This window comes from Rhizobium sp. 21-4511-3d, from assembly GCF_053522545.1.
Genome location: NZ_JBNWCF010000012.1, coordinates 132,674 through 154,541 on the forward strand (window position 1 = coordinate 132,674; position 21,868 = coordinate 154,541).

The following is a 21,868-nucleotide window of genomic DNA, read 5'->3' on the forward strand; positions in this document are numbered from 1 at the left end:
CACTCGGGGTAGATGTGTCGATCTTTGAACTCTCCGCCATTCTCTTGACTCTATCGGCCGCCCTCGGCTGGATCAACCACAAGTACCTGCCGCTGCCGAACACGATCGGCCTTCTGGTGATGAGTGTGGGGGCGTCGTTGATCCTTGTCGCCGTCGACGCCGCTTATCCCAAGCGGCACCTCTTCGAGCCGCTGACCCAGGCCTTGCTTCGGATCGACTTTACCGAAGTGGTGATGAACGGGATGCTCGCATTTCTGCTGTTTGCCGGCTCGCTGCATGTCGATCTGGGCAGGATGCGCGACCGCGCTGCGCCTGTGGCTATCCTCGCCCTGTTCGGAACGATCGTGTCCACCGCTATTGTTGGCGTCGGTTTCTGGCTCATCGCAAAACTGTTCGGACTCGAGATGCCGCTGGCCTGGTCGATGGTATTCGGCGCCCTCATCAGCCCTACGGATCCCGTGGCGGTTCTGGCAACCCTCAAGAACGTCAAGGTGCCTGCCAATCTTGAGGTCGAAATGCAGGGCGAATCACTCTTCAATGACGGTATCGGGATTGTTCTGTTCACCGTGATGCTGCTGTTTGCGACGCAGGGTCATGACAGCACCATCACCGCCGGGTCGATTATCAAACTCCTTCTCGTGGAAGGCGGCGGCGGTCTCATGCTTGGCATCGTTACCGGGGGTATTGCTTACTGGGCTATGCGCCTGATCGACGACTATTCGGTCGAGGTCCTGATCTCGCTTGCCCTTGTCACAGCCACTTACGCGATCGCCGATCGCCTTCACGTCAGCGGACCGTTATCCGTGGTCGCTGCGGGCCTGCTGATTGGCTACCACGGACCGCGCAAGGCCATGAGTGATCGCACCCAGACCTATCTGTTCGGGTTGTGGACGCTGATCGACGAGATCCTCAACTCGGTTCTCTTCCTGCTGATCGGGCTCGAAGTACTCGTCCTGAAATTCGACACACGATCCCTGGAGATAGCGGCCGTCGCCATCCCCCTTGTTCTGTTTGCTCGGTTGATCGCCGTCGGCGCGCCCGCCATGGCTGCTTGGTCGAGCGATATGATGTCGACCAGGAACGTGCCATTCCTCACCTGGGCGGGCATCCGTGGTGGCATCTCCATTGCGCTGGCCCTGTCTGTTCCGGAGAGCCCGGCCAAGCTCGCCATTCTCTCCTCCACCTATGCGGTGGTGTTGTTCAGCATCATCGTCCAGGGTCTCACCTTGGGTGCACTCGCCCGGCGAACCATACTTACAGATAAGCCTCCAGCAGCTGAAAAGACCTCCCACTAACAGCCGACCGCCGGAGACGTCCTTCAAGCATTCCCGCACAGGGGCCGGCGCCGGGGAAGCCGCCACACGCGCTTTGCAGGCGTCTAACGCTTCACGCTAAGGAAGGGAAACGCAATTTTGAGTGGAAGACGCATGCATGTCAGAAATAAGTGGCGTCTATAAGTGATCGCGCTCTGGTCCTCCTTGCACTGGGGCAAATTGCGGTCGGCGCCGCCGGCGTCGCTGGGTGGTTCGGCTTTGAGCCTCATTCCATCTCGCTTCCTAGACGGGTGGCGGGGCGACGGTATGGCCGACGGAGAAAGCCAAGTATAGCAGTCCGGCGATCGCGACTGCTGTGACGGCAAGCAATATCGTTTGAGAGGGACGCATTAGCGACCTCCTATGGGAAGAGACGGAATGCACGGCCCGGTTCAGGCTGCTGATCGACAAGTAAGGCGCCTGACGTGCCGTTCAAGCCTTTGTCAGAACGGGCGGCGCCTGTCGATTTTCACTAGGCAAACCCATATCCAGTCCTTACTTATGAGACACGCGTGTGCTGCGTGCGCCGGGGATTCCCCTTATTGACGGAGACTGAGATCAACCTTCATCGGAGAAGCGAACCCGTGTCGAAAACGATCCAAGGCCGCATCAAGTCCACGCTGCGTCAGTTTCTCGATAGCGAGGCGTCGGGCGGCCTGATCCTGATGGCGGTGGCCGTGCTGGCGATCGTCGTCGCAAACTCTCCCGCCGCAGACGTCTACTTCCACGCCCTGCATGTCTACCTCGGCCCGCTCAGTCTACAGCACTGGATCAACGACGCCCTCATGAGCGCCTTCTTCCTGCTGGTAGGCCTTGAGATCAAGCGGGAAATGCTGGACGGACAACTGTCGAGCTGGAGCAGACGAATTCTTCCAGGCGCCGCTGCAGCGGGCGGAATGGTGCTGCCCGCACTGATCTACATCGCCTTCAATCTTTCAGACACGTCGACCTTGAGAGGATGGGCGATTCCGACCGCGACCGACATCGCCTTCGCACTCGGCGTCCTTTCCCTTCTCGGGGATAGGGTGCCCGCCTCGGTGAAGATCTTCCTGGCGGCGCTGGCGATCATCGACGACCTCGGCGCGGTGATCGTCATCGCCATTTTCTATACGGCAGACATCAACGTTCTTGCACTTGCCGTCGCAGCCGTCTTGATCGGAAACTTGGTGATCCTGAACCGGTCCGGCGTGAAGAACATCTGGGCCTATCTGGCGCTGGGAGTTCTCCTCTGGATCGCCGTCTTCCTGTCAGGGATTCACGCCACGCTCGCGGGAGTCGTCCTGGCGCTTGCCATTCCGCTGAAGGTCACCCCCGGCGCGCCCGAAGCCTCGGACGCGGACTCACCGCTCCATAAACTGGAGCACGCACTCCAGAAGCCGGTGGCTTTCTTCATCGTGCCAATATTCGGCTTCGCCAATGCCGGCGTCTCCTTCGCAGGCGCGTCGGCAAACGTCCTTGCGGAGCCGGTGACCATCGGCGTCGCCGCCGGCCTCTTCCTGGGGAAGCTTGCAGGCGTGCTTGGAACGGTGGCGCTTCTGGTCAAGTCCGGGTTGGCGCAGCTTCCGGCGCGGGCGACCTGGTCGCAGATGACGGGCGTGTCTCTGCTTTGCGGCATCGGCTTCACGATGAGCCTGTTCATCGGACTGCTGGCCTTCCCGGATGCGTCGTCTCAAGATCACGTGAAGATCGGGATCCTTGCGGGCTCGCTTGCATCGGGCGTGGCCGGGGCCGTCGTCCTGAGGGCGTCGGGCCATAGGAAGCAACCGACGTAGACGCGTATACATCACAAGCTTCGATCGGCGTCAGATGCGGGACGCGAGCGGTTCAATTGGTCTGCTTTTATTGGTCACGCCGATCTGAAAGCACTTCAGCAACTCGCGCGCGAGGTCCCGCCCTTCCTCGCTGTCCGGATTGATTGCCTTCGTCAGGCAATGGTCTTTCACCAGAGCCTGCATCGTGGAAACGTCGTCTGGCCGAGGGATGGCGATCCCCTTCCGAAGGCGCTGAGTATAACGTGCTCGGTGGTTCGGCACGGAGCAACAAACCCCGATCCGGCGCATTTTCAATTCTTGGGGGGTGATCTCCGGGCGCCTTTGGCGTTAGAAGATTTCTTGCCTGCGTCACGTACCGAGTCCGCCATGCCAAGCCGTTACCGCCCTTCCAAGCTTCTTCGCCGCTCCCGCGTGATTTGGGGTTCGTTTTCTCTCTGGAAGCCAAGACTGGTGTTCTGGTGCGGGGCCTTCGCGATCGGTGTAATAAGCGTCGGTTTCGCCAAGCTCGCGGATCTGGCGCAAAACGCATTCCTATCTCTCAACTCTGTCGCTGAAGGAAGCTTCCTGCTGCCGCTGTTGCTGACGCCGGCGGGCTTCATCCTGTCGGCCTATCTGGCGTCGACGTTGTTTCCGAATTCAGGCGGCAGCGGCATTCCGCAGGCAATTGCAGCGCGACACTTACATCACGCAGAAGACAGGGCACGGCTGCTGTCGCTGAAGATTGCCTTCGGCAAGATCGTACTGACAGTGCTTGGATTGTTCTGCGGCGCCTCGATCGGCCGCGAAGGGCCAACGGTACAGGTGGGCGCTTCGATCATGCTCGCCGTCGCCCGCTTTGGCGGCATGGCGCAGGCACGCGGGCTGATCCTGGCGGGTTCGGCAGCAGGTATCGCCGCTGCCTTCAACACGCCGCTCGCCGGTATCGTCTTTGCCATCGAAGAGATGAGCCGTACGTATGAATCGCGAGCCAACGGGCTGGTGCTGACCGCCGTCATCCTCTCCGGTCTGGCCGCACTCGGGCTTTCGGGCAGCTACAATTATTTCGGTATGGCCTCGGCGGCGCCGACCGACCTTCGTGACTGGGGACTGGTTTTGATCTGCGGTGTGGGTGGCGGCGCCCTTGGTGCCGCATTTAGCGGTTTTGCCTTGCATTTCGGCCAGAAGATCCGCCGCTGGGCGCAACCGAGACCGCTGAAGCGCACGCTGGCACTTGCGGGAGCCTGCGGACTGGGAATCGCTGTCATCGGTATCGCATCCGGCGGCACCACCTTCGGCACCGGCTACGAGCAGGCGCGTGGCGCGGTCGAGGGCAATGCCTTGCCCCTGCTCTTCTGTGTCGAGAAACTTGCAGCCAGCTTCCTATCGATGCTGTCAGGCATACCCGGCGGCATCTTCGCGCCGTCGCTCGCCGTCGGCGCCGGTCTTGGCAGCACCGTCGGCTCCCTGCTCGGCACCAGCATCGCCCTTGCAGCAATCCTCGGGATGGCGGGTTACTTCGCAGGCGTCGTACAAGCGCCAATGACGGCCTTCGTCATTATCCTGGAGATGACCGGCGACCACCAGGCCGTCATCCCGATCATGGCGGTGTCGATGATCGGTTACGTGACCTCGCGCTTGCTTTCACGTGAACCGCTTTACCACGGTCTGTCGCGGGTCTTTATCGCCGCCGCAATCCGGGCGCGACGCGCTGCGGAGAAGGAACCGGGATCAAATCGAACCTAACACACTCGGCCGACGACCATGCGCGACTATCTCACTGACCGGTATTCTATTCGCCGCGAACATGACGGCTCCTGGACAATCTTCGATCTGTTCACCGGGCTCGCCGCGGAGTACCACGGACGCACAACAACACTGATGGACGAAGGCGGATCGAAGTCCCTATGCATCGTCATGAATGCACTCGACAAGCAACGGCGGCGACAGACCTCGACATAGTGCTCGCTGTGGATTTGGGAAAGACGCAGGCCATATGGAGGATCAGACCAAAGCGACAGTGACGCGAGAAGCCAGTTGCTCCTGCGGCCAGCTTACCATCAGGGCTAACGCGGCCCCCGTAAAGATCTCCGCATGCCACTGCCAGGAGTGCAAGCGCCGCACTGGCAGTGCATTCGGGGTAGCGGTCTTCTTCGACCGGGAAGAGGTGGCGGCTTCAGGAGCCTCGCGACGTTACACGAGGGCGCAAGACAGCGGGAGATCGATCGAGTTCAAGTTCTGTCTTGACTGCGGGTCGACGTTTTTTGGATGACGGACTTTCGGGAGGATCTCGTCGCGCTCGCCCTGGGATGTTTCCACGATCCGTCCTCCCTGGTTCCGACACTAAGCGTCTACGAGCAAAGTCGCCTGAGATGGGTGGGGCTCGACCTGCCCGGCGGAGACTGACACTCCACCGAGCCCTACCAATGCTTGCGCCTTCCCAGCAGCAGACACCGCTCGCGGTATTGTCATTTCCTTCACGTCCAAAAGTGAATTAGTATCACAACATGATATTTTCAGCCGCAGCGGTAGGTCTTAAGGTCATTGGATTCGTAAGCCCTGCCCTTCATCGTCAACCGCACGCTCAAAGGACGGACGCCCGTGAGCTTGTGGCTGTGAGCCTTCTTCTCGACCAGTGGTGCAGGCAAACGGCGGTCAACCGAAGCGATCCAGTGGCCTATGCCACAATTGCCAGGATCGTGGCGCTCCGAAAGGCCGGCAAGACCATTGAAGAGGTGTGGTCCGAAATAGCTTCGGATGCTCCGAGAGGCGCCGAAAGCAGTGACAAGGGGGAATGAATGCGAAGATTCGACCTGGTGGATAGCGGAACCGCATCGTCTTATCCGGGGCATGTTATCATCGTCGCAGGCGACGACGTAAGGACAACCGGCGAGCTCGCAATCAGAGGCCAACCGCATCAAGGCGAAGCGGAACCACTCGAAGCCGCAATCCATCACGCCTTGCTGGTGCGGCAGAGGGACGCGTTGCCAGTTGCGGTGCAAGACGATCTCGGACTGTGGCCCTCTAGGCTCGGAGAACTTGTTCCCTGGACGCCTTAGCGAGGTAGACCGTGCCGATCGACGAACCGGTCTGCGAAACGGCGCCGTCAGTGAGCCGTCGCCGGGGACGACGCTGCCGTCGTGATCGATTGCGTAGAAGCGAAATCATTGAACGGCGCTCGGCAACCTTGATGTCGTGTCCCATCAATCCTCTGCGCCCGGCGCCCAAATATGTTTACCGTCAGCAATGATGGGTGCAGCAGCGGCCCGCAACCTCTCCATGTCGGCGTCAATCTGTATCACCGCGGCCGCTCGATCGAGTGCCTCCTTCGAATGGCGCACGGCGTTTGAATGGAATTGCGGGCCGAGCTTAGAAAGAGCTGCGAGGGTCTTCTGAAGTCGAAGTCCGACTTCGACAAGGCCGGCGCCGTCGCGGGCGATCGGCGTGAACAGGTCGTCGAACAAGTCGGCTGCCGTCAGTGTCGCGACATTGAGCCGGCGATAGACAGCCTCCTCCGGCGCCTCGCCGATTGCTTCGTGCCAGGAGTAAAGGATTCGCATCGCGCGGGAGATGACGTCGATGGCGGTCCCCGGATCATTGACAGCAGGAGACAAGGCGCGCGACGCGATCTCAGTTAGTACCGACGCTCCGAACCGCGGGTCCTGATCGAAGGATCGGACGTCGCCGATCGAAAAGCAGGCCGCGGCCCGATCCAAAACATCCTCGCCCAAAGCTCCACGCAGCCATCCAAGCGGCCGGGCGGGCGAGGCAAGCTTGCCAGGTAACGCCAAGATCACCACGTCGCACTCTATCTCGTCGGCGATTTTCGCCAGCGCCGCTGCATCAACATGCTGCACGTAGCCGATCTCGTCCGTGAAAAACGGTGTGTCACCGGCCCTGGGCTCGAGACTGTCTGCGTCGAGGGCTTTCCCCCCGAGGTTCGGGGATTTCCGCCAGGCCTTTACGGCGTCGAGCGTCGCCTCCTCCACACGGCGTGTCGTCTCTGTCACCCTTCCTAGCCGGGACAGGTGGTCGATCCATCTCAAAAGCGTCACCACGATGAGCACAATGACGCCGATCGTGACGACGAAGAGAACCAGCCGCCCCTGCTCGCCATATGCGCCCGTCGTCAGGGCGACGATGCCGACAAGACTGAACAGAAACGAGCCGACGAAAGTCGCCAGCACGTTTTGTGTCGTGCTGTCCTCCATGACGAGACGGGTCGCACGCGGCGTTACGTTGCTCGTTGCCGCAGAGTAAGCCGAGACCATTGTGCTGAGCGAGAAGGTCGTGACGGTGAGCATGCTCGAAGCGATGATACCCAGGATATTATCGACGGAGTCGGCGCCGATCTTCGTCGACAAGTCCGCCGGGATGTAGGGCGTGACGACGATCGCCAGCAGGGCGGTGGCAACTGCCGCGATTGAGAACAGGGTCGCCCTGAACCAGATCCGCCGCGCCAGAACCGATATCGACCAAATCAAGCGCGAGCTCATGGCATCCCCTTCCTCGAGACAGGTTCAGATAGCATTAGGAGATGGAAATGCAATCGCTCGGATATTTCCGGCCTGAAATCGATCTGGAAAGAGCCGTTTCAGCGGCGCGGCGTCACGCGGTGGCGCTTGTCCAAGGCGTTTACGACGGCGCAAAGGCTGTCGGCGACGCCCTTGTCCAATCCATCGAGAAACCGTCCGACATAATCTGCCGGCCAGCCGGTGAAGATGTCGAACACCGTCCAGGTACCATCCCCTTCGATCCGGACGCCGAAACGATCGGTCTCAAATGGCTGCGTTCCTGACCTGCTCTTGCCAACCATGATGAATGTTTTCTCGACGTCACGAAATAGGCACAGTCTTTTTGCCAGCATCAGAAGAATATGGTCCGCGAGTGATCGGTCGACGCCGGTGGTTTGCACCGTCTCCGCATCTCGCACACGCGATCCATTCTCCTGGCGTGGTTCGACGTTTATATCACATCATGACATTTTGGAAGGACTAATGAATGCCTCGATCGGGACGCCGGATTTCCGGCCCGGCTGACGAAGTCTATGATGGACTTGCTGGCTTCCGGCTTGCCATGCGCCGATTCCTGTCCTTCAGCGAGGCGGCGCTCGCCGAGGCTGGCGTGACCTCCCAGCAGTATCAGGTTCTTCTCGTCGTCCGCACGGCGCCTGGCCGCCAGATCAAGCTTCGCGATCTCGCAGAACAGATGCTGATGCATCACCATGGCGCGGTACAGCTCGTTGACCGCATATGTTCGGCTGATCTTGCGGAGCGGATACCCGCTGAGGACGACAAGCGGAGTGTGCTGATCGGCATGACCAACAAGGGCGAAAAGGTGCTTGAGGGTCTGGCGAGGGTTCATGTCGACGGTATGCTCGAAAACGAACCGCTGTTGGCCGAATCCCTCTCGCGACTGCGACAGGTGACCGAGCTCGCTTGACCGGCGTCACCGTTTTTTGATCATTGCGTGATTGACCTCCGCTCTCAATTTTGTATCATGACATGATATAAAATGGAGGAGAACAGCTATGGAAAATGGCGACAGTGGCTGGTCGCGATACCGGCCTTCCAAGACCCTTTGGGGTTGGTCGATCGTCGGCGCCTCGGCATTGACGATGGTGCTCGGCTTCACCTGGGGCGGCTGGACGACATCAGGCAGGGCGAACGTCATGACCGAGATTGCCGTCCGTAACGCCAAGGCGGATCTGGTCGCAAGCATTTGCGTTCATAACTTTGTTACCGCGAACGACGCCGAGCACAATCTCAAAGCGCTGCAGGCAAAGTCCTCATGGCAGCGCGACGACTTCATCACCGAAGGTGGGTGGGCGAAGATCGCGGGGATCGACGGAACCGTCACGAACGCGGCCGACGCCTGCGCCGACCAGCTCGTAAAAATGAAGGAACTGCCGCGATCGGGAGGAGACGCGCCAGTCACCGACAGCTAGAGTTCAGGTCGGACGTGATGAGATGTCCGGTCCGCGCGTGGCCCGTCCGAAATGATTTCGGGCGGGCCACTTTTGAAAGTGGCGCCGACATTTTGGCGACTGTGGACCCTGAACAGTATCTTCAATGCGGATACGATGTGAGGATTTTGAGGTTACGCCACAGTGTCGGCCAACACGACGCAGAGCGCCTTGGCATAAGTTCGAAAGCTCGAAGCACGAATTGGACCGCTACTTTCGGGCAAAGGTAAACCGCCGTTGCGCCTCCCTGGCGAACTCGCGGCGCCCGCTTACACGTTCGTTTCGAATTGGTTAAGCCCGGCTTCACCTGCATCTCGCGACCCGCTCCAAAGCAGCCGTGATGCCTGACAGAGAATAATCGTAGCTAGTACGCGTTCCTCGTGCAGACGTCGCCTGCAAGGTCATGCGACTGCCGGAGCGAAGCGCGTTGATGAGTCCGGGTTCCTGCGCGGCGTCAGCGACCCAGGCGGTATTGTCCTTTACGAACATCTTGAACGTCTTCTCGCCAACGGAAACCCGTACCGAACCGGGCTGCACTGCGTAGCCGAGGACGGCCTCTGGCTCGTTGCTGCCGCCGTTTTCCGCTGGCGCGACCAGGAAGTAGTTCTTCCCGTGATCGACCTCCGAGGGTCTGGCTTCCTTGGGCACCGAAAGCGCGTAGCAAACAAGCTTTCCATCTCTTTCGAAGGAGTAGACGCCCCAGTCGCCGGTCTGAGAGACCATTCTGGCCGCAGCGTGGGCGGACAGAGGGATCGAGATTGCGACAAAGAGGCCGGCGAGCTTCTTCATTGTTTTCCTTTCTTTACGTCGAATCAGGATCCGCGGCGAACCATCGGTGGCGGGTTGCCGGCGCGCTTTCCGCGCAGAAACCGGACCTCTTCAGAGATGACGGTCCCATCTAGGATAACCCCTTCCCAGATCCTGTTACCGAGCTGGCAGGTGACCACAAACCCGTCGCTCCCGACCGCGTCCGCTGTGGAAACTGAAACGAGGTTCTGCAGGCGATATCGCTTGAACTCCTTGGTGGAGAGGCCCAGGCGATCCGCCAGGATCTCGTCATTCGGCAGATGCCGGGGTTTGATTGGATCTGACACCTCGACGTCACGCTCCGGTCATAGCAATATCATGTCGTGATATAAATCAATGAGCGCCAGCGGTTCAACCCCTTTTTCAAGTGAACTTCGCAGGCGTGTCACATGTGGTCGTTACGCAATGAACCGCTGTGCTTTTCGTCTCCTGGCTCGCCGCTGTGTTCGCCGGCATTCTCGTAGGGAACCGCGGTCCAAAGGATGCGCTGAGTGACGTGACCCAGCGCCATCTTTTCGGCCTCTGGACGCTGGTCGATCAGATACTCAATTCAATCCTCTCCCTGTTGATCGGCATCGAAGTTGCCGTGCTTCGCCTTCGACCCGGCTTAGCTTCCGGTCTCGCTCCTTGCGATCCCGGTTGCCGTCGGCGCGCGCTTCGTCGCCACTGCATCTGCCGTTGCGACAGTCAAGCGTCGGTATAGCTTCCCGCGTAGTACGACCGTGGTGCTGGCCTGCGATAGCCGGCGCGGGGGTATAACGATCGCGCTGGCGCTGTCGCTTCCAGACACCGAATGGAAGCCGCTCCTCCTCTCAACGACAGACTGCGTGGTCGTCTTCTCGATATTGGTTCAGGGGCTTACGCTGGGGCGTATGGCAAGCCACGCGCTGGAGCGGCATGCAGCAAGCGGCTAGGCGACTTTCGACCTCGTGATTGCAGCCTCAGGAGCGGCGATTGTCTCCAAAGCGCCCGCCTTGACAAGGCTCGCTAGGGACACTCCGGCATGGCGGTCCGCCCGAGGGAACTTGTGGACTCTTGACGGCCAAATCGATTATTGAAACCTTCGTTTGCCGGGCGCCGACGTGCCACGCAACGGTTAAGGGGACACCTGAAAAGTTGGCGGATATTAGAACTTGACCGATACTCGACCCTCGAATACATCACGACATGATATTTCTAGGGACTCAAGCGTGCAGAGAGATACCCGCATTGTTGTGGCGGCGGTCATCGGAAGCGTGCTGGTTTGTGGCATCTGCTTCGTCATTTGGATGTGGAACGAACCGTATCGTCCGAACTGGGACCTCCCGGCGGAGACGCGCTCGCGTGAATGAGCGACCGAACGCTGCGAATTTCGTCCGGTCAAACCTGGGCCTCTTGATCGATTGGCAGCAACCGCCGCCAAGACCATGAAGCCGGTGGCAACCAACGGATACATGACAAACAGCACGACCGGCACCGACATAAGGAAGTGCAAGGATAGGTCAAATGCCAAGGGCGCACCTCGGACCCATGCCGGTAAGGGCGATGCCACGCCACGGGATCAGGCCTGCGGAGAAGGAAATCATTAAGATCGGCTCAAGGTTCGGTCGAAGCGTCGGGTTTCCGCGACCCTTCTTACTTTTAGAACTATCGAATGACCTCGGCTGGCTTTTCTAAAACGCCAATGGAGCGCCCTTCCCTTATGTCTCTATGAATACAAAGGATCGATCGGCGGTCTCCAGCAAAGTGTCTGCTATTGTTCCGTAAGAAAGAATTGAGCCTGCACGCTTGCTTACCCCTAGAACAATTAGATTGAACCGGCCCTTTCTCGCATGAGCAAGGATCGCCAGCTCAGGGGAGGAACCATGCGAAACCACTTTCTCCACATCGACATCGTAGAAGCCCGCAATCTGATCTATGCGCTGGAAAGCAGAGTGGTGAATATTGCCGGTGTCGCTTACCCTGGACGGCGACGCCGCTTGCCCAGGCTCCTGGAAATAGACAGCGGATATCGTGGCGCCACTCGCCTTTGCTATGACGCATGCGAACTCGGCAGACTTCATGGAGCGCTCTGTTCCGCTGACGGGAACAAGAATTCTGAGCTCGGTATCCTCCGCTGGAACTCTTCCTCTTGATGCGACGAGAGCGGTCGTACCTTCGAATGCTTCAATCATGGTCGAAAGATACTCGCTGTAGCCGCCACCTTCTGACGTCGTCGGCTCGATGCCGACGAACATCATGTCATGGCCCTTCTCTGCCGTGTCAGCGAGGACATCTTCCAACTTGCCATCCCGCTCTCTGATCGACACGTGGATGTCGGATCTGACCTCAGCTCCTTCTTCAGAGGCGGCTTCCACAGCGCCGCCGGCGATTTGGCGAACGCGATCGCTGACCAGTTTTGCGCGATCGTCAGCCTTCGACGATTGCTCTGCCTTGGCGGCGTCGGCATCTGGCGCATCGACCGCCAGAACGGTGACAGGCATATTCCTGACCGCCGCGAAATGCCCTGCGACCCGGGAAGCCAGATCGCTGCTGGATGACTCATCGGTGACAAGCAGAACGCGCTCGAAATCCGATAGGAAGCTGGTGTCTTCGAAAGATTCAAGCTCCAGCCGGTTTCTCTCGTCGTCCCGCATCGGCAGTCTCTTTAGCGCCCAGCGTAATGTCGGTGGCATGGCCATCGTTGTGACAACCGCCATGGCAACAATCACCGAGAACAACCGCTCGTCCAGCACGCCAACAGAAAGGCCAATCGAGGCGACGATCACCTCTGTCGATCCGCGTGCGTTCATGCCACATCCGAGTGCAATTGCCTCCGCGTTAGTGAAGCCGCTGACCTTAGCGCCCGCGAATGCACCCGCAAACTTCCCGACACTTGCGATGACGATCAGGCCGGCAGCGAGGAGAGCGATCGAGGGCTCTCCAAGCACGCTGAGATCCGTGCTAAGGCCCGTCAGTCCGAAGAAGACCGGCATGAACAGTGCCGTCGTCAACCCCCGTAACTGACCTTCGATCTGCTTGGTGAGGATAGGAGATTGCCCTACCAGAATGCCCGCGACAAAAGCCCCGAGCACGGTGTGAACGCCTATGGCATTGGTGATGATCGCCATTGTGCCCATGATCGCAATAATGGCGCTTAAGACCGGCAGATCGCTTTTGAATTTGTCGTTCGTCCAACGAATGATTTCAAAAACGATGCGTCGGCCGACTGTGAAGCTCAAAGCCATAAAAGCGACGGTACCGACCACACTCTTCGCCAATGTTGTGAGGTCAACGTGCCCGCTTTGCGCGATACTGAATGTCACTGCGATGATGACCCAACCAACCGTATCGTCGATGATGGCAGACGCCACGATCAGTTGGCCGACGTTGCGGCGCATGAAATCCATCTCTCGGACAACTGATGCAACGATCTTCACCGATGAGATAGACAAGGCAGTACCGAGAAACAGCGAGGTGACAAGACGCGCGTCAGGATCAGGGAGCAGCGTAGCTGGCACGAGCTCACCAAGAGCAAAGCCCAATGCGAACGGCAAAACGATGCCTGTGAGCGAGACGCCTGCAGCCGCGCGACGAAGCTTTAGGGCTAGGCCAAGGTCGGTTTCCATGCCCGCGAGCAGCAACAAAAATAGGATGCCAAGCTGGGCAACAGCATCAGCCATCGCCTTCTGCGCTTCACCATCCGGAAAGAGTGCCGTGTGTGCGCCCGGTGCAATCACCGCGAAGATGGAAGGACCAAGGAGAATTCCTCCGATGATCTGACCCATGATCGAGGGTTGCCCCAATCGCACCATCACCTCGCCCAGGAGTCTGCCGACCACGACGAGGATCATGATCTGAACCAAAAACAAGGCTTCGGACGCCCCGGTGCCGTTTCCTTCCGCCGCTGCCGCGGCGCCGCAAGATGACATGAAGCATAGGAAAGCGATCGGCCACACGGAACGTGAGGGCTTCCCAAAACTTATATTGCTGAATGTCAATTTGACGCCCCCGCACTCTCTTGCGGAGAAACGGTTCACTCGCGGTCCGGTTCCGCCAGGGGGCATCGAGCCAAGCAAGATTGCGCGTCGATGTTGAACTGAAGCGCGGATGGCGCCGGAGCAAGAGGTGTCAACGCGCCTCAACAAAACCGCCACAGATCCGCTTCCCGAACGACCTTCTTGACGATTGGAAATGGACCACCCAGCCTCATCCCATCGCGCGTTGGTTTTGGTTGAGGCCGTCCTGTTTAACGAGTGGACGGCCAGCGGGCGGTTCTAGCAAAGCCGCAGCGAGATTGAGGTCGGCACTTGAGCTGGCCGGGCCTAGCTTTTCTCGTCGCAGGTCCGGATCACCGGAGAGATGATTGACGAGGAAGGACACGAACATCCTGACCTTGACGGCGATGTGACGATTGGCAGGATAGACTGCATGGACCAGCGTCGCGATGTCCCAGTCGCTCAGGACCGGAACGAGTTGCCCTGTCCGGATCGCCGGTCCAACGACCAAATGCTGACTGCAATGCGATGCCCATTGCGGAAAGTGCTGCAGCCAGCAAACTTCGTCCGTCATTGCACTCTAATAGCGGCACGACAGGGACGCGCCGTGCGGCCTCTGTGTCCACTGAGCGAGCGGAAATTCCGCCGCAGGTGCCATTCACCCCGGACGACCAGCAGAAGCTTGCGGCGCTCTGCAAGCGGAAAGGCATTGAATTCGTTGGTCCACCGATCGACTGCAGGAGCACTTCACCGACAGCGCGGCCAGACACCGATCTCAGAACCCGAAGTGGCGCTGAGGTACGGTGCTCGATCGACCTGCGGAACACCATGGCAAATCAAGGCGGATCGCACGAACAGCACGTAAGGGCTGCTCAGAGCAAGTCGAGTTCAAAGCAGGCTTCGACGACGAAGTCATCGCCTTCCGAAGGCAAATCGGCTGACAAGCAGGGTGGCTCGCATGAGCAACACGTCAAGCCGGGCCAGCAGAGCCACAAGAACAGCCATTAGGTTCCAGGCCCCCATCGCCGTGGGCCTGATGCGATTAAGACGCAGGCTTGCGGTTTTTCTGAACATCGAATGGCGGAGAGGTGCGGTCGACCAGACGGTGCCGAATTCGAAACTGTCGAACTTGCCTTCGAAGAAGCAAGGGCGAGCGCTAGGGATCTGATGGCGGAGAAAATTCGCGGAGGCCAGAAGGTGAATGGCCACCGTTTCGAAATTGCCGATGCTGACGGTATGATCGTTGCCGCCTCGCCGGAGAGGTTTTACAAGTCGCTCCTACTAAGTACCATCAACCACCGGAAGCAAACGGAGCGAAATTGACGAAAAGCAAACCGGAAGAATTTGACGCGGTCATTGGATCGCGGATGCGCGCGCAGCGACGGCGCCTAGGTCTGTCGCAGACGCAGCTCGGCAACTGCATTGGCATCACCTATCAGCAAATCCAAAAGTATGAGACGGGACGCAACAAACTGAGCCCGGGACGGCTCCTCCAGATCGCCAGGTGCCTAGAGGTGACTCCCGAATGGCTTTTTGGCGATGTAAAGTTCGTAGGCGCCCTCGGTGACGCATCAGTTTCACGGTTCTCCGACGCTCTTCATTCCTCAGAAGACTTGTTGTCTGCCTTCACCTCCATCGCCGACGCTTCACTTCGGTCACTCGTTATCGAGTTCGTGGAATATTTGACGCAGCGGCCGGAGCTGGCCTCGGGAGTTTTTCCAACTCGCGCTTGCGAGCTTCGCCTGCTGCTCGAAGAAACAGGGGGAGCTAAATCGCTGGGCCATGCCGACCTGGCCGACCGTGAGATCGCCGCCCGGCATCGTTAGAGACGTTCCTTTTTGCCCGCAGATGCAAGGTGCCACCTTCGTAGGTTCTTGAAATAAACCCGTTTATGCGATCTCGCATAAAGAATGCTGGCGGCAAAACGGTGGGCAAGGTTTTGCCGGAATAGCCGGAACCTTCTTCGCGTCTGATCTTTGTTCAGCAATTACTCTGACACCGCGGGGATCTTCCATGGCCGACGACAGCAAACGGACCGACAGGTGGTGGGAACGCAAGACAATCTACCAGATTTATCCACGCAGCTTTGCCGATAGCAATGGTGACGGCGTCGGCGACCTCGGCGGCATCATTTCAAAGCTTGAATATCTCAAGACACTGGGTATCGAGATCATATGGCTTTCCCCGATCTACACGTCGCCGATGGACGATAACGGCTATGACATCTCCAACTACACCGACATCGCCCCGGAATATGGCACGCTCGCAGATTTCGACCGTCTCGTCAGTGAGGCGCGGCGACGCGGCATCGGCATCGTACTGGATCTGGTCGTCAACCACACCTCTGATGAACACCCATGGTTTGTTGAAGCGAGAAAATCGGTCGATAATCGCTTCCGTGATTTCTACATCTGGAGAAAGCCCCGCCCCGATGGGACTGCCCCGAATTCCCTGACCTCGTCCTTTGGGGGCCCCGCCTGGACACTCGATCCCGCAACCGGCGAATACTATCTTCATCTCTTCTCACGGCGGCAGCCCGACCTGAACTGGGAAAATCCGCAAGTCCGTAACGAGATCTACAAGATGATGAACTGGTGGCTTGACCGCGGCATTGCGGGCTTCCGCATGGACGTCATCGATTATATCGGCAAGCAGGTGGATCGCGAAGTCATCACAGACGGACCGCATTTGCACACCTATCTGCAGGAAATGCGCCGCCAGACCTTTGCGGATCGCGATATATTGACTGTGGGCGAAGCATGGAGCGCAACACCCGGCTCCGCACTTCTTTACTCCGGCCGGAACCGCAATGAACTTTCGATGGTTTTCCAGTTCGAGCATGTGACGCAGCAATGGGATGAAGTCTACGGCAAGTGGCGCTCGCGGCCGTTCGATCTGATCAGGCTGAAATCCGTTTTGAACAAATGGCAATATGCGCTGGCCGACGACGGTTGGAATTCCCTTTTCTGGGGCAATCACGATCTGCCGCGGGCTGTGTCGAAGTATGGAGACGTCAAAGGCTATCCGGTCGAATCGGCCAAGATGCTGGCAACGGTTCTGCATCTGATGAAAGGAACGCCCTTTATCTACCAGGGCGAGGAAATCGGCATGACCAACGTGCCGTTTTCGAAGATCGAGCAGTATCGGGACATCGAAACCCTCAACATGCACCGTCTGCACCTGGAAGCCGGCCTTTCGCCCGAAGACTTCATCAAGGGTGCCAACGAAAATGGCCGGGACAATGCCCGCACGCCGATGCAGTGGACGCCTGAGGCCAATGCCGGCTTCACCACTGGCATCCCCTGGATTGAAATCAATGAGAACTACACGGTGATCAACGCGGAACAGGCTATTTCTGATGAACACTCCATCTGGAACCACTATCGCAAGCTGATCGCGCTTAGGAAAAACAGTCCCATCGTCGTACACGGGCGCTACCAGTCCTACTTGGACCATCACCCTGATGTATTCGTCTATTCGCGCAGGCTCGGCGACGAGTTCATGGTGGTGGTCGCCAGTTTTTCCGCCCGCATCATAACCGTCGAACTGCCGGAAGAGCTGCTCGTCTCCGGTCAATGCCTGATCAGCAATTATGCGCCCGTCACACGGTTAGCCGGTGTCGTCGAACTCCAGCCATATGAGGCTTTTGCCATTCTTGTCATGCGAACCTAGGCGAATGGAACAATGACCGGGCAACATGGTTACGACCAACGCCCGCGCACGGCTGTCTGATGCTCGTGGTCCATTGTTGGAGGGTGAAACATGAGCGCCAATCAAGACGTCTTGGCAGGTAACGAAAAGATCGGGGAAAACCGGCGATATCCGATCGGCGCTGAACCGATCGGCGCGTGCGTGTCCTTTCGCGTATGGGCACCGGCACAGGACAGCATGACAATTGTGCTTGACGAGGGACAGACGTTCGACATGCGTCGTCAGCATGACGGTTACTTCCAAATCGAAGTCGATAACCTCAGGCCGGGCGCCCTTTACCGCTTCAAGCTGGGAAGCTGTGACCAACTTGCCCCAGATCCGGCGTCGCGGTTTCAACCCGACGGGCCCACCGGTCCATCGATGGTCGTCGATCCGGGAGACTTTGACTGGCATGATCACGAATGGACGGGCCTCAGCCCAGGCGGTCAGGTGCTCTATGAAATGCATATTGGAACGTTCACGGCTGAGGGAAGCTATCGGGCAGCGGCCGAGAAGCTTCCCTTCCTCAAAGAACTCGGCATCACCTGCCTGGAGCTGATGCCGGTCAATGAATTTTGCGGATCGTTCGGATGGGGCTATGACGGCGTTCTGGCCTATGCCCCGACACGCCTATACGGATCGCCCGATGACTTGCGCTTCTTCGTCGAGACGGCCCACAAACACGGAATTGGGGTTATTCTGGATGTCGTCTATAACCATTTTGGTGCCGGCGACCGGTTTAAGGATTTTTCGCCGGACTACTTCACGGATCGCTACGCCAACGAGTGGGGCAGCTCGATCAATTTCGACGGTCCCAACAGTGCCGGTGCGCGCGAATATTTCGCGAAAAATGCTGCCTATTGGATCGATGAATTTCATTTCGATGGTTTGCGATTGGATGCGACACAGGCGCTCTTCGATGAAGGCGACGAGCATATATTGGAGGTGATTGCCCGGGAGGCGCGCCGGGCCGGCGAAGGCAAGTCGATATACCTCGTGGCGGAGAACGAGCCTCAGCAGACCCGTCTGGTGCGCAGCCTGGAACAGGGCGGTTACGGTCTCGATGCGCTTTGGAATGACGATTTCCACCACTCCGCGACCGTCGCGCTAACCGGACGCAATGAAGCCTATTACCACGACCATCTGGGCTGCGCACAAGAATTCGTTTCTGCTGCGAAGTACGGCTATCTCTTCCAGGGTCAACGATATGATTGGCAGGACGCGCCGCGAGGGCAGCCAGGCTTCGACCTACGTCCCAGCGCTTTTGTCCATTTTCTGCAAAACCACGACCAGATCGCCAATTCCGGCAGGGGCGTCCGTATGGACAAGCTTGCGTCACCCGCAAGGGTCCGGGCGATGACGGCGCTGCTCCTTTTGGGTCCGCAGACGCCGATGCTGTTTCAGGGCCAGGAGTTCGGCTCCTCAAGTCCGTTCTTTTACTTCGCCGATCAGTCGGGCGAACTCGCGAACCTTGTGCGCAACGGGCGGATCGACTTCCTCAAACAGTTCCCGAGCTTGCAGGACGATAGCTTCGTCGAATGGATGCCCGATCCGGCTCAACCGAGCACTTTTGAACGCTCGAAACTCAACTGGTCGGAGACCGAATCCAGCGGGCATGTCATAGCGTTGCACAGGGATCTCATTGCTCTGCGTCAGCAGACGCCAGCAATAGCCGGCAACGGCGACGTCGATGGAAGCGTTCTTGCTCAGTCGGCTTTCCTGTTGCGGTTTTTTTCCCCGGACCCGTTGGACGAGAGACTGCTGATCGTTAACTTGGGCCAGGATCTCCCAGTCATGAGCCGTGCAGATCCGCTTTTGGCGGCGCCTTCGGGAACACGATGGTCAGTGGAGTGGGCGAGCGAAGAGTTTGTCTACGGCGGATCCGGCAGAAAGCCGATCGACCTGCTGCATCGCTGGACCTTATGCGCCGATAGCGCCGTGTTGTTTCGCCCTGTCGCGGCGGCGCCACGATGAGACAGCCGACCGTACCATGCGCCGAGAATCATGCCCCTCGCCTGAGTGAGCACCGCGAAACCGCATGGGCGGGCGCCCCCTCCTCACCCTGTGACTGAAGTCTCGGCTGACGGCCCTACTTCGCCTCTGTCCACTCGATCGCCAGCGCGCGGGCAAGCTCCGAGGGGGGGAGGGAAAAACCAGCCGCATAACTCGCTTGCCACATCTACCGCCCGGGGTCTTTTGCGAAAGTGCTTGTGCTCCGCATAATCCCCATCTGCAGTTCTCAGCTCACGCCTGCACCACAGCTGGATTCTGATCCTGCGCTGCCCAGTTTATTCTACTATTAACCATCTGAAGAAATGACATTATTTTCCGTGCCGGAAGCAATATCGGCCTTTTCTTCCGCTGCCCGTACAGCCTACGCAGCCATTATTTCCGGGCCCTGGAAGTCGATCGCTGGAGAGTACTGTGCATGGCATGCGGCGCACGTGGCCAACCAGGCTGGCACCTGGCAAACATACCCGTTGACGACGGATTTATCAAGCCGAACCGTCTCTAACGTAGGGCCAATGTCCGCAATATCCGATCCACGCGTTGCCAAGGATAGCCCCCGACCCAATGGCGTCAGCAGGATTGCGGTGCCGGTCGCGAAAGGTGGGCGACGTCTTCAAACGGCACGCAAAACGACTATCGCGACCTCGCCGCGGGCGTCTGCCATGAAGACCCGGCGAGGAATGGGTTCGAGATCCCGGGCAAAGTCCTGGCCCAAATTGGCTTTGCGCGCAGATCAACAGGGGGAAACAACAAGGCCGGTGCCGGGTGGCGTTGCGATCAAGAAGGCAGATATCGGTGTAATCGACGAACCAAGCCGGAGGCCTTCCAAGAAGAAAATCGAGCGTCCGACAGATGTTTCCCGCGGGCAACCCGTGAGGCAGTGCCGCCAGGAGTTAAGTGACCTCGGAATTGTCAATGACAAGCGGCATGTCCTTGGCATTCGAACCGACCTGGCAAGGGATAAGGGCGAAGGGGCGGCCAGCCGGGCACCAGGAGATGGAGGTGGGATGCTTGGGAGCAGCATGAATCATGCCGCAGAGCACGACCCACGTGCCGAGGCACCCCTTACGGGCCGTGGCGGGACGTTACGCGCGGGACCTTGCCCCAGCCGCGCGGTGGACGCCTTGAACGCATCACGGATGCCACACAATTCAGGTGCGCCGCAGGATCTCTTATCGCGGCTTATTCCAAGGCCGGACGCCCCCGCGCAGCAAATCCCCTCCCCTGAATGTTCATCCAGCGCAGCTCGTCAACCCCGAACGGGCATTGGCATCCGCCGGAAGGCTCTGGATCTGCCAATCCAGCTGCGAGCATCGGACGGGTCTGATGCGAACCGATCCTCGCGTCGATGCCAGGGGAGCCCCCTCGCCGGTCTCACGCGCCCTCTGTTTTCTGGCACGGCGCAGGAAAGTCGCAAAAGCTGCGTCGCGATCGTCAACGGCCTCTGGCGACGCGACTGAGACAGGAAGAAGCTTCGGCGCGCATGGCGATCGCAACTGGACCCTGACAAGCGCCGGCGCGGAAGAGATCGCATCCTGAGTGGCGCCGGTGTGTACGGCCTATTGTGGGTGTCGCATCGGCAAGATGAGCGCAATCACTGGGGCACTGGAGTTGTCCGCGGACAACTGTTGTGCTGCTTTACATCTTGGCGGGTGGACAACGGCGCTGACAGTCCACCAGCGCTCGCAAGGTTGGGAACGGGCGAGCAATCTTCCCGACATGTCGGCTTCGCAAGGTGCCGGGACCGTTTCGAGCGTGACCTTCTTCCGGCATGCTCCGAGCGCTGGCCGAGGTTTGCCACAGGGGCGGGTTGGCCGGCTGGCAGAAAACAAGCCGCGCGATCACCTATCCGCCTCGATACAAAATTCCCCAACGCGAACCGACGTCTCATCAAAGTCGCGCGTTCGCAATTGCCTGACGCTGGAACGCGTCGCTCCCAGCCCCCTACTGACGAATGACACTGGCCGCTGCTGCTTCCAGCGCGTAACAGAGATCGCTGGCACGGCTTATCTTCGCCATCTTGTAGAGGTTGCCCCACGCAAGGCGCCGCCACCAACCATTGTCATGGTGTCCGACTCGAAGCCTTTCTGGGACGCATCTCAAAATTCTGCTTCGCGCGACGATGTGGACATTTGCGCAGCGGCGAGGGCGGTTGCTTGTTTGAAACTTTGGGGCTTGAGGATCAGATCTCTTGATGCGATCTGCTGTCGCCGCCTATTAATTTCGCGGGACGAGCCCGCGGGTGAGAGCCGCACCGCCACGCAGATGTCGCGACGCACAGCACTCAGCGCCACACATCGGCCACGACAGGACCAACCCAATGCAGTTGAAAGGTCCTGCCGACCGCCGGGCAGAACTGACTACAAGCTCAGCGGCAAT

19 protein-coding genes are annotated in these 21,868 nt (G+C 59.0%); 12 read left to right on the plus strand and 7 right to left on the minus strand.

Annotated elements, in window-relative coordinates; translation table 11 throughout:
* Positions 1-14: 14 nt before the first annotated feature.
* A complete protein-coding gene (locus ACQZ5H_RS24270) occupies positions 15-1,295 on the plus strand; it encodes a cation:proton antiporter (protein WP_449099164.1) in 1,281 nt (426 codons plus the stop codon).
* 602 nt (positions 1,296-1,897) lie between these two features.
* Positions 1,898-3,085: a Na+/H+ antiporter NhaA gene (nhaA, locus tag ACQZ5H_RS24275; protein ID WP_449099165.1), complete on the plus strand. Its 1,188-nt coding sequence runs from the start codon at positions 1,898-1,900 to the stop codon at positions 3,083-3,085.
* 30 nt (positions 3,086-3,115) lie between these two features.
* Here nhaA and ACQZ5H_RS24280 read toward each other — a convergent pair whose 3' ends face one another.
* On the minus strand, positions 3,116-3,268 hold the full coding sequence (locus ACQZ5H_RS24280) for a hypothetical protein (RefSeq protein ID WP_246777704.1): 153 nt from the start codon (positions 3,266-3,268) through the stop codon (positions 3,116-3,118).
* 183 nt (positions 3,269-3,451) lie between these two features.
* On the opposite strand from ACQZ5H_RS24280, the gene ACQZ5H_RS24285 reads away from it, so the two are divergent.
* From ACQZ5H_RS24285 to ACQZ5H_RS24295, 3 genes are read left to right on the plus strand one after another with little or no spacing between them, the layout of a single operon-like run.
* Positions 3,452-4,807 carry a chloride channel protein gene (locus ACQZ5H_RS24285; RefSeq protein ID WP_203431376.1) on the plus strand — a complete coding sequence of 452 codons (1,356 nt, stop codon included), beginning with the start codon at positions 3,452-3,454 and terminating at the stop codon, positions 4,805-4,807.
* 18 nt (positions 4,808-4,825) lie between these two features.
* Positions 4,826-5,023 carry a hypothetical protein gene (locus ACQZ5H_RS24290; protein ID WP_148194946.1) on the plus strand — a complete coding sequence of 66 codons (198 nt, stop codon included), beginning with the start codon at positions 4,826-4,828 and terminating at the stop codon, positions 5,021-5,023.
* Positions 5,024-5,057: 34 nt separating this feature from the next.
* Entirely contained in the window at positions 5,058-5,333 is a 276-nt protein-coding gene (locus ACQZ5H_RS24295) for a GFA family protein (protein ID WP_449099166.1), read from the plus strand.
* Positions 5,334-5,577: 244 nt separating this feature from the next.
* Here ACQZ5H_RS24295 and ACQZ5H_RS24300 read toward each other — a convergent pair whose 3' ends face one another.
* From ACQZ5H_RS24300 to ACQZ5H_RS24310, 3 genes are all read right to left on the minus strand, one after another.
* Positions 5,578-6,063: a hypothetical protein gene (locus ACQZ5H_RS24300; protein WP_203431378.1), complete on the minus strand. Its 486-nt coding sequence runs from the start codon at positions 6,061-6,063 to the stop codon at positions 5,578-5,580.
* A 201-nt stretch (positions 6,064-6,264) separates the two neighbouring features.
* Positions 6,265-7,557 (minus strand): DUF2254 domain-containing protein, encoded by a 1,293-nt coding sequence (locus tag ACQZ5H_RS24305; RefSeq protein ID WP_148194945.1) that lies wholly within the window; start codon positions 7,555-7,557, stop codon positions 6,265-6,267.
* A 98-nt stretch (positions 7,558-7,655) separates the two neighbouring features.
* Positions 7,656-7,994: a hypothetical protein gene (locus ACQZ5H_RS24310; RefSeq protein WP_449099167.1), complete on the minus strand. Its 339-nt coding sequence runs from the start codon at positions 7,992-7,994 to the stop codon at positions 7,656-7,658.
* A 68-nt stretch (positions 7,995-8,062) separates the two neighbouring features.
* On the opposite strand from ACQZ5H_RS24310, the gene ACQZ5H_RS24315 reads away from it, so the two are divergent.
* Together ACQZ5H_RS24315 and ACQZ5H_RS24320 are read left to right on the plus strand one after the other, a co-directional pair.
* Positions 8,063-8,503, plus strand: a complete 441-nt coding sequence (locus ACQZ5H_RS24315; RefSeq protein ID WP_130279790.1) for a MarR family winged helix-turn-helix transcriptional regulator — start codon at positions 8,063-8,065, stop codon at positions 8,501-8,503.
* Positions 8,504-8,591: 88 nt separating this feature from the next.
* Positions 8,592-9,008, plus strand: coding sequence for a hypothetical protein (locus tag ACQZ5H_RS24320; protein WP_112717220.1), 417 nt, complete (start codon positions 8,592-8,594; stop codon positions 9,006-9,008).
* A 321-nt stretch (positions 9,009-9,329) separates the two neighbouring features.
* Here ACQZ5H_RS24320 and ACQZ5H_RS24325 read toward each other — a convergent pair whose 3' ends face one another.
* Positions 9,330-9,815, minus strand: a complete 486-nt coding sequence (locus ACQZ5H_RS24325) for an invasion associated locus B family protein (protein WP_112717222.1) — start codon at positions 9,813-9,815, stop codon at positions 9,330-9,332.
* 650 nt (positions 9,816-10,465) lie between these two features.
* On the opposite strand from ACQZ5H_RS24325, the gene ACQZ5H_RS24330 reads away from it, so the two are divergent.
* Positions 10,466-10,747 carry a cation:proton antiporter domain-containing protein gene (locus ACQZ5H_RS24330; protein WP_449099206.1) on the plus strand — a complete coding sequence of 94 codons (282 nt, stop codon included), beginning with the start codon at positions 10,466-10,468 and terminating at the stop codon, positions 10,745-10,747.
* 765 nt (positions 10,748-11,512) lie between these two features.
* On the opposite strand, the gene ACQZ5H_RS24335 is transcribed toward ACQZ5H_RS24330, so the two are convergent.
* Both ACQZ5H_RS24335 and ACQZ5H_RS24340 read right to left on the minus strand, forming a co-directional pair.
* Positions 11,513-13,750, minus strand: a complete 2,238-nt coding sequence (locus tag ACQZ5H_RS24335) for a cation:proton antiporter domain-containing protein (protein WP_449099168.1) — start codon at positions 13,748-13,750, stop codon at positions 11,513-11,515.
* Between the two features lie 250 nt (positions 13,751-14,000).
* Entirely contained in the window at positions 14,001-14,363 is a 363-nt protein-coding gene (locus ACQZ5H_RS24340) for a hypothetical protein (protein ID WP_449099169.1), read from the minus strand.
* Positions 14,364-14,866: 503 nt separating this feature from the next.
* Here ACQZ5H_RS24340 and ACQZ5H_RS24345 point away from each other — a divergent pair.
* The 4 genes from ACQZ5H_RS24345 (at position 14,867) to treZ (ending at position 19,453) form a co-directional block, all read left to right on the plus strand.
* Complete coding sequence (locus ACQZ5H_RS24345; RefSeq protein ID WP_130279793.1) at positions 14,867-15,112, plus strand: DUF6894 family protein; 246 nt, start codon at positions 14,867-14,869, stop codon at positions 15,110-15,112.
* The gene (locus ACQZ5H_RS24350) at positions 15,109-15,615 is read left to right on the plus strand and encodes a helix-turn-helix domain-containing protein (protein ID WP_449099170.1); all 507 of its coding nucleotides are present in this window, start codon (positions 15,109-15,111) and stop codon (positions 15,613-15,615) included. The genes ACQZ5H_RS24345 and ACQZ5H_RS24350 overlap by 4 nt, the downstream gene beginning before the upstream one ends.
* Positions 15,616-15,802: 187 nt before the next feature.
* Positions 15,803-17,461 carry a glycoside hydrolase family 13 protein gene (locus ACQZ5H_RS24355; protein ID WP_449099171.1) on the plus strand — a complete coding sequence of 553 codons (1,659 nt, stop codon included), beginning with the start codon at positions 15,803-15,805 and terminating at the stop codon, positions 17,459-17,461.
* A gap of 90 nt (positions 17,462-17,551) precedes the next feature.
* Entirely contained in the window at positions 17,552-19,453 is a 1,902-nt protein-coding gene (gene treZ, locus ACQZ5H_RS24360; protein WP_449099172.1) for a malto-oligosyltrehalose trehalohydrolase, read from the plus strand.
* Positions 19,454-21,868: the final 2,415 nt, after the last annotated feature.

Bases quoted from the DNA above. Each gene is read 5' to 3' on its own strand.
- ACQZ5H_RS24280 (WP_246777704.1), bottom strand. From the start codon at position 3,268: ATGCAGGCTCTGGTGAAAGACCATTGCCTGACGAAGGCAATCAATCCG.
- ACQZ5H_RS24285 (WP_203431376.1), top strand. From the start codon at position 3,452: ATGCCAAGCCGTTACCGCCCTTCCAAGCTTCTTCGCCGCTCCCGCGTG.
- ACQZ5H_RS24290 (WP_148194946.1), top strand. From the start codon at position 4,826: ATGCGCGACTATCTCACTGACCGGTATTCTATTCGCCGCGAACATGAC.
- ACQZ5H_RS24295 (WP_449099166.1), top strand. From the start codon at position 5,058: ATGGAGGATCAGACCAAAGCGACAGTGACGCGAGAAGCCAGTTGCTCC.
- ACQZ5H_RS24305 (WP_148194945.1), bottom strand. From the start codon at position 7,557: ATGAGCTCGCGCTTGATTTGGTCGATATCGGTTCTGGCGCGGCGGATC.
- ACQZ5H_RS24315 (WP_130279790.1), top strand. From the start codon at position 8,063: ATGCCTCGATCGGGACGCCGGATTTCCGGCCCGGCTGACGAAGTCTAT.
- ACQZ5H_RS24320 (WP_112717220.1), top strand. From the start codon at position 8,592: ATGGAAAATGGCGACAGTGGCTGGTCGCGATACCGGCCTTCCAAGACC.
- ACQZ5H_RS24325 (WP_112717222.1), bottom strand. From the start codon at position 9,815: ATGAAGAAGCTCGCCGGCCTCTTTGTCGCAATCTCGATCCCTCTGTCC.
- ACQZ5H_RS24340 (WP_449099169.1), bottom strand. From the start codon at position 14,363: ATGACGGACGAAGTTTGCTGGCTGCAGCACTTTCCGCAATGGGCATCG.
- ACQZ5H_RS24345 (WP_130279793.1), top strand. From the start codon at position 14,867: ATGGCGGAGAGGTGCGGTCGACCAGACGGTGCCGAATTCGAAACTGTC.
- ACQZ5H_RS24355 (WP_449099171.1), top strand. From the start codon at position 15,803: ATGGCCGACGACAGCAAACGGACCGACAGGTGGTGGGAACGCAAGACA.
- treZ (WP_449099172.1), top strand. From the start codon at position 17,552: ATGAGCGCCAATCAAGACGTCTTGGCAGGTAACGAAAAGATCGGGGAA.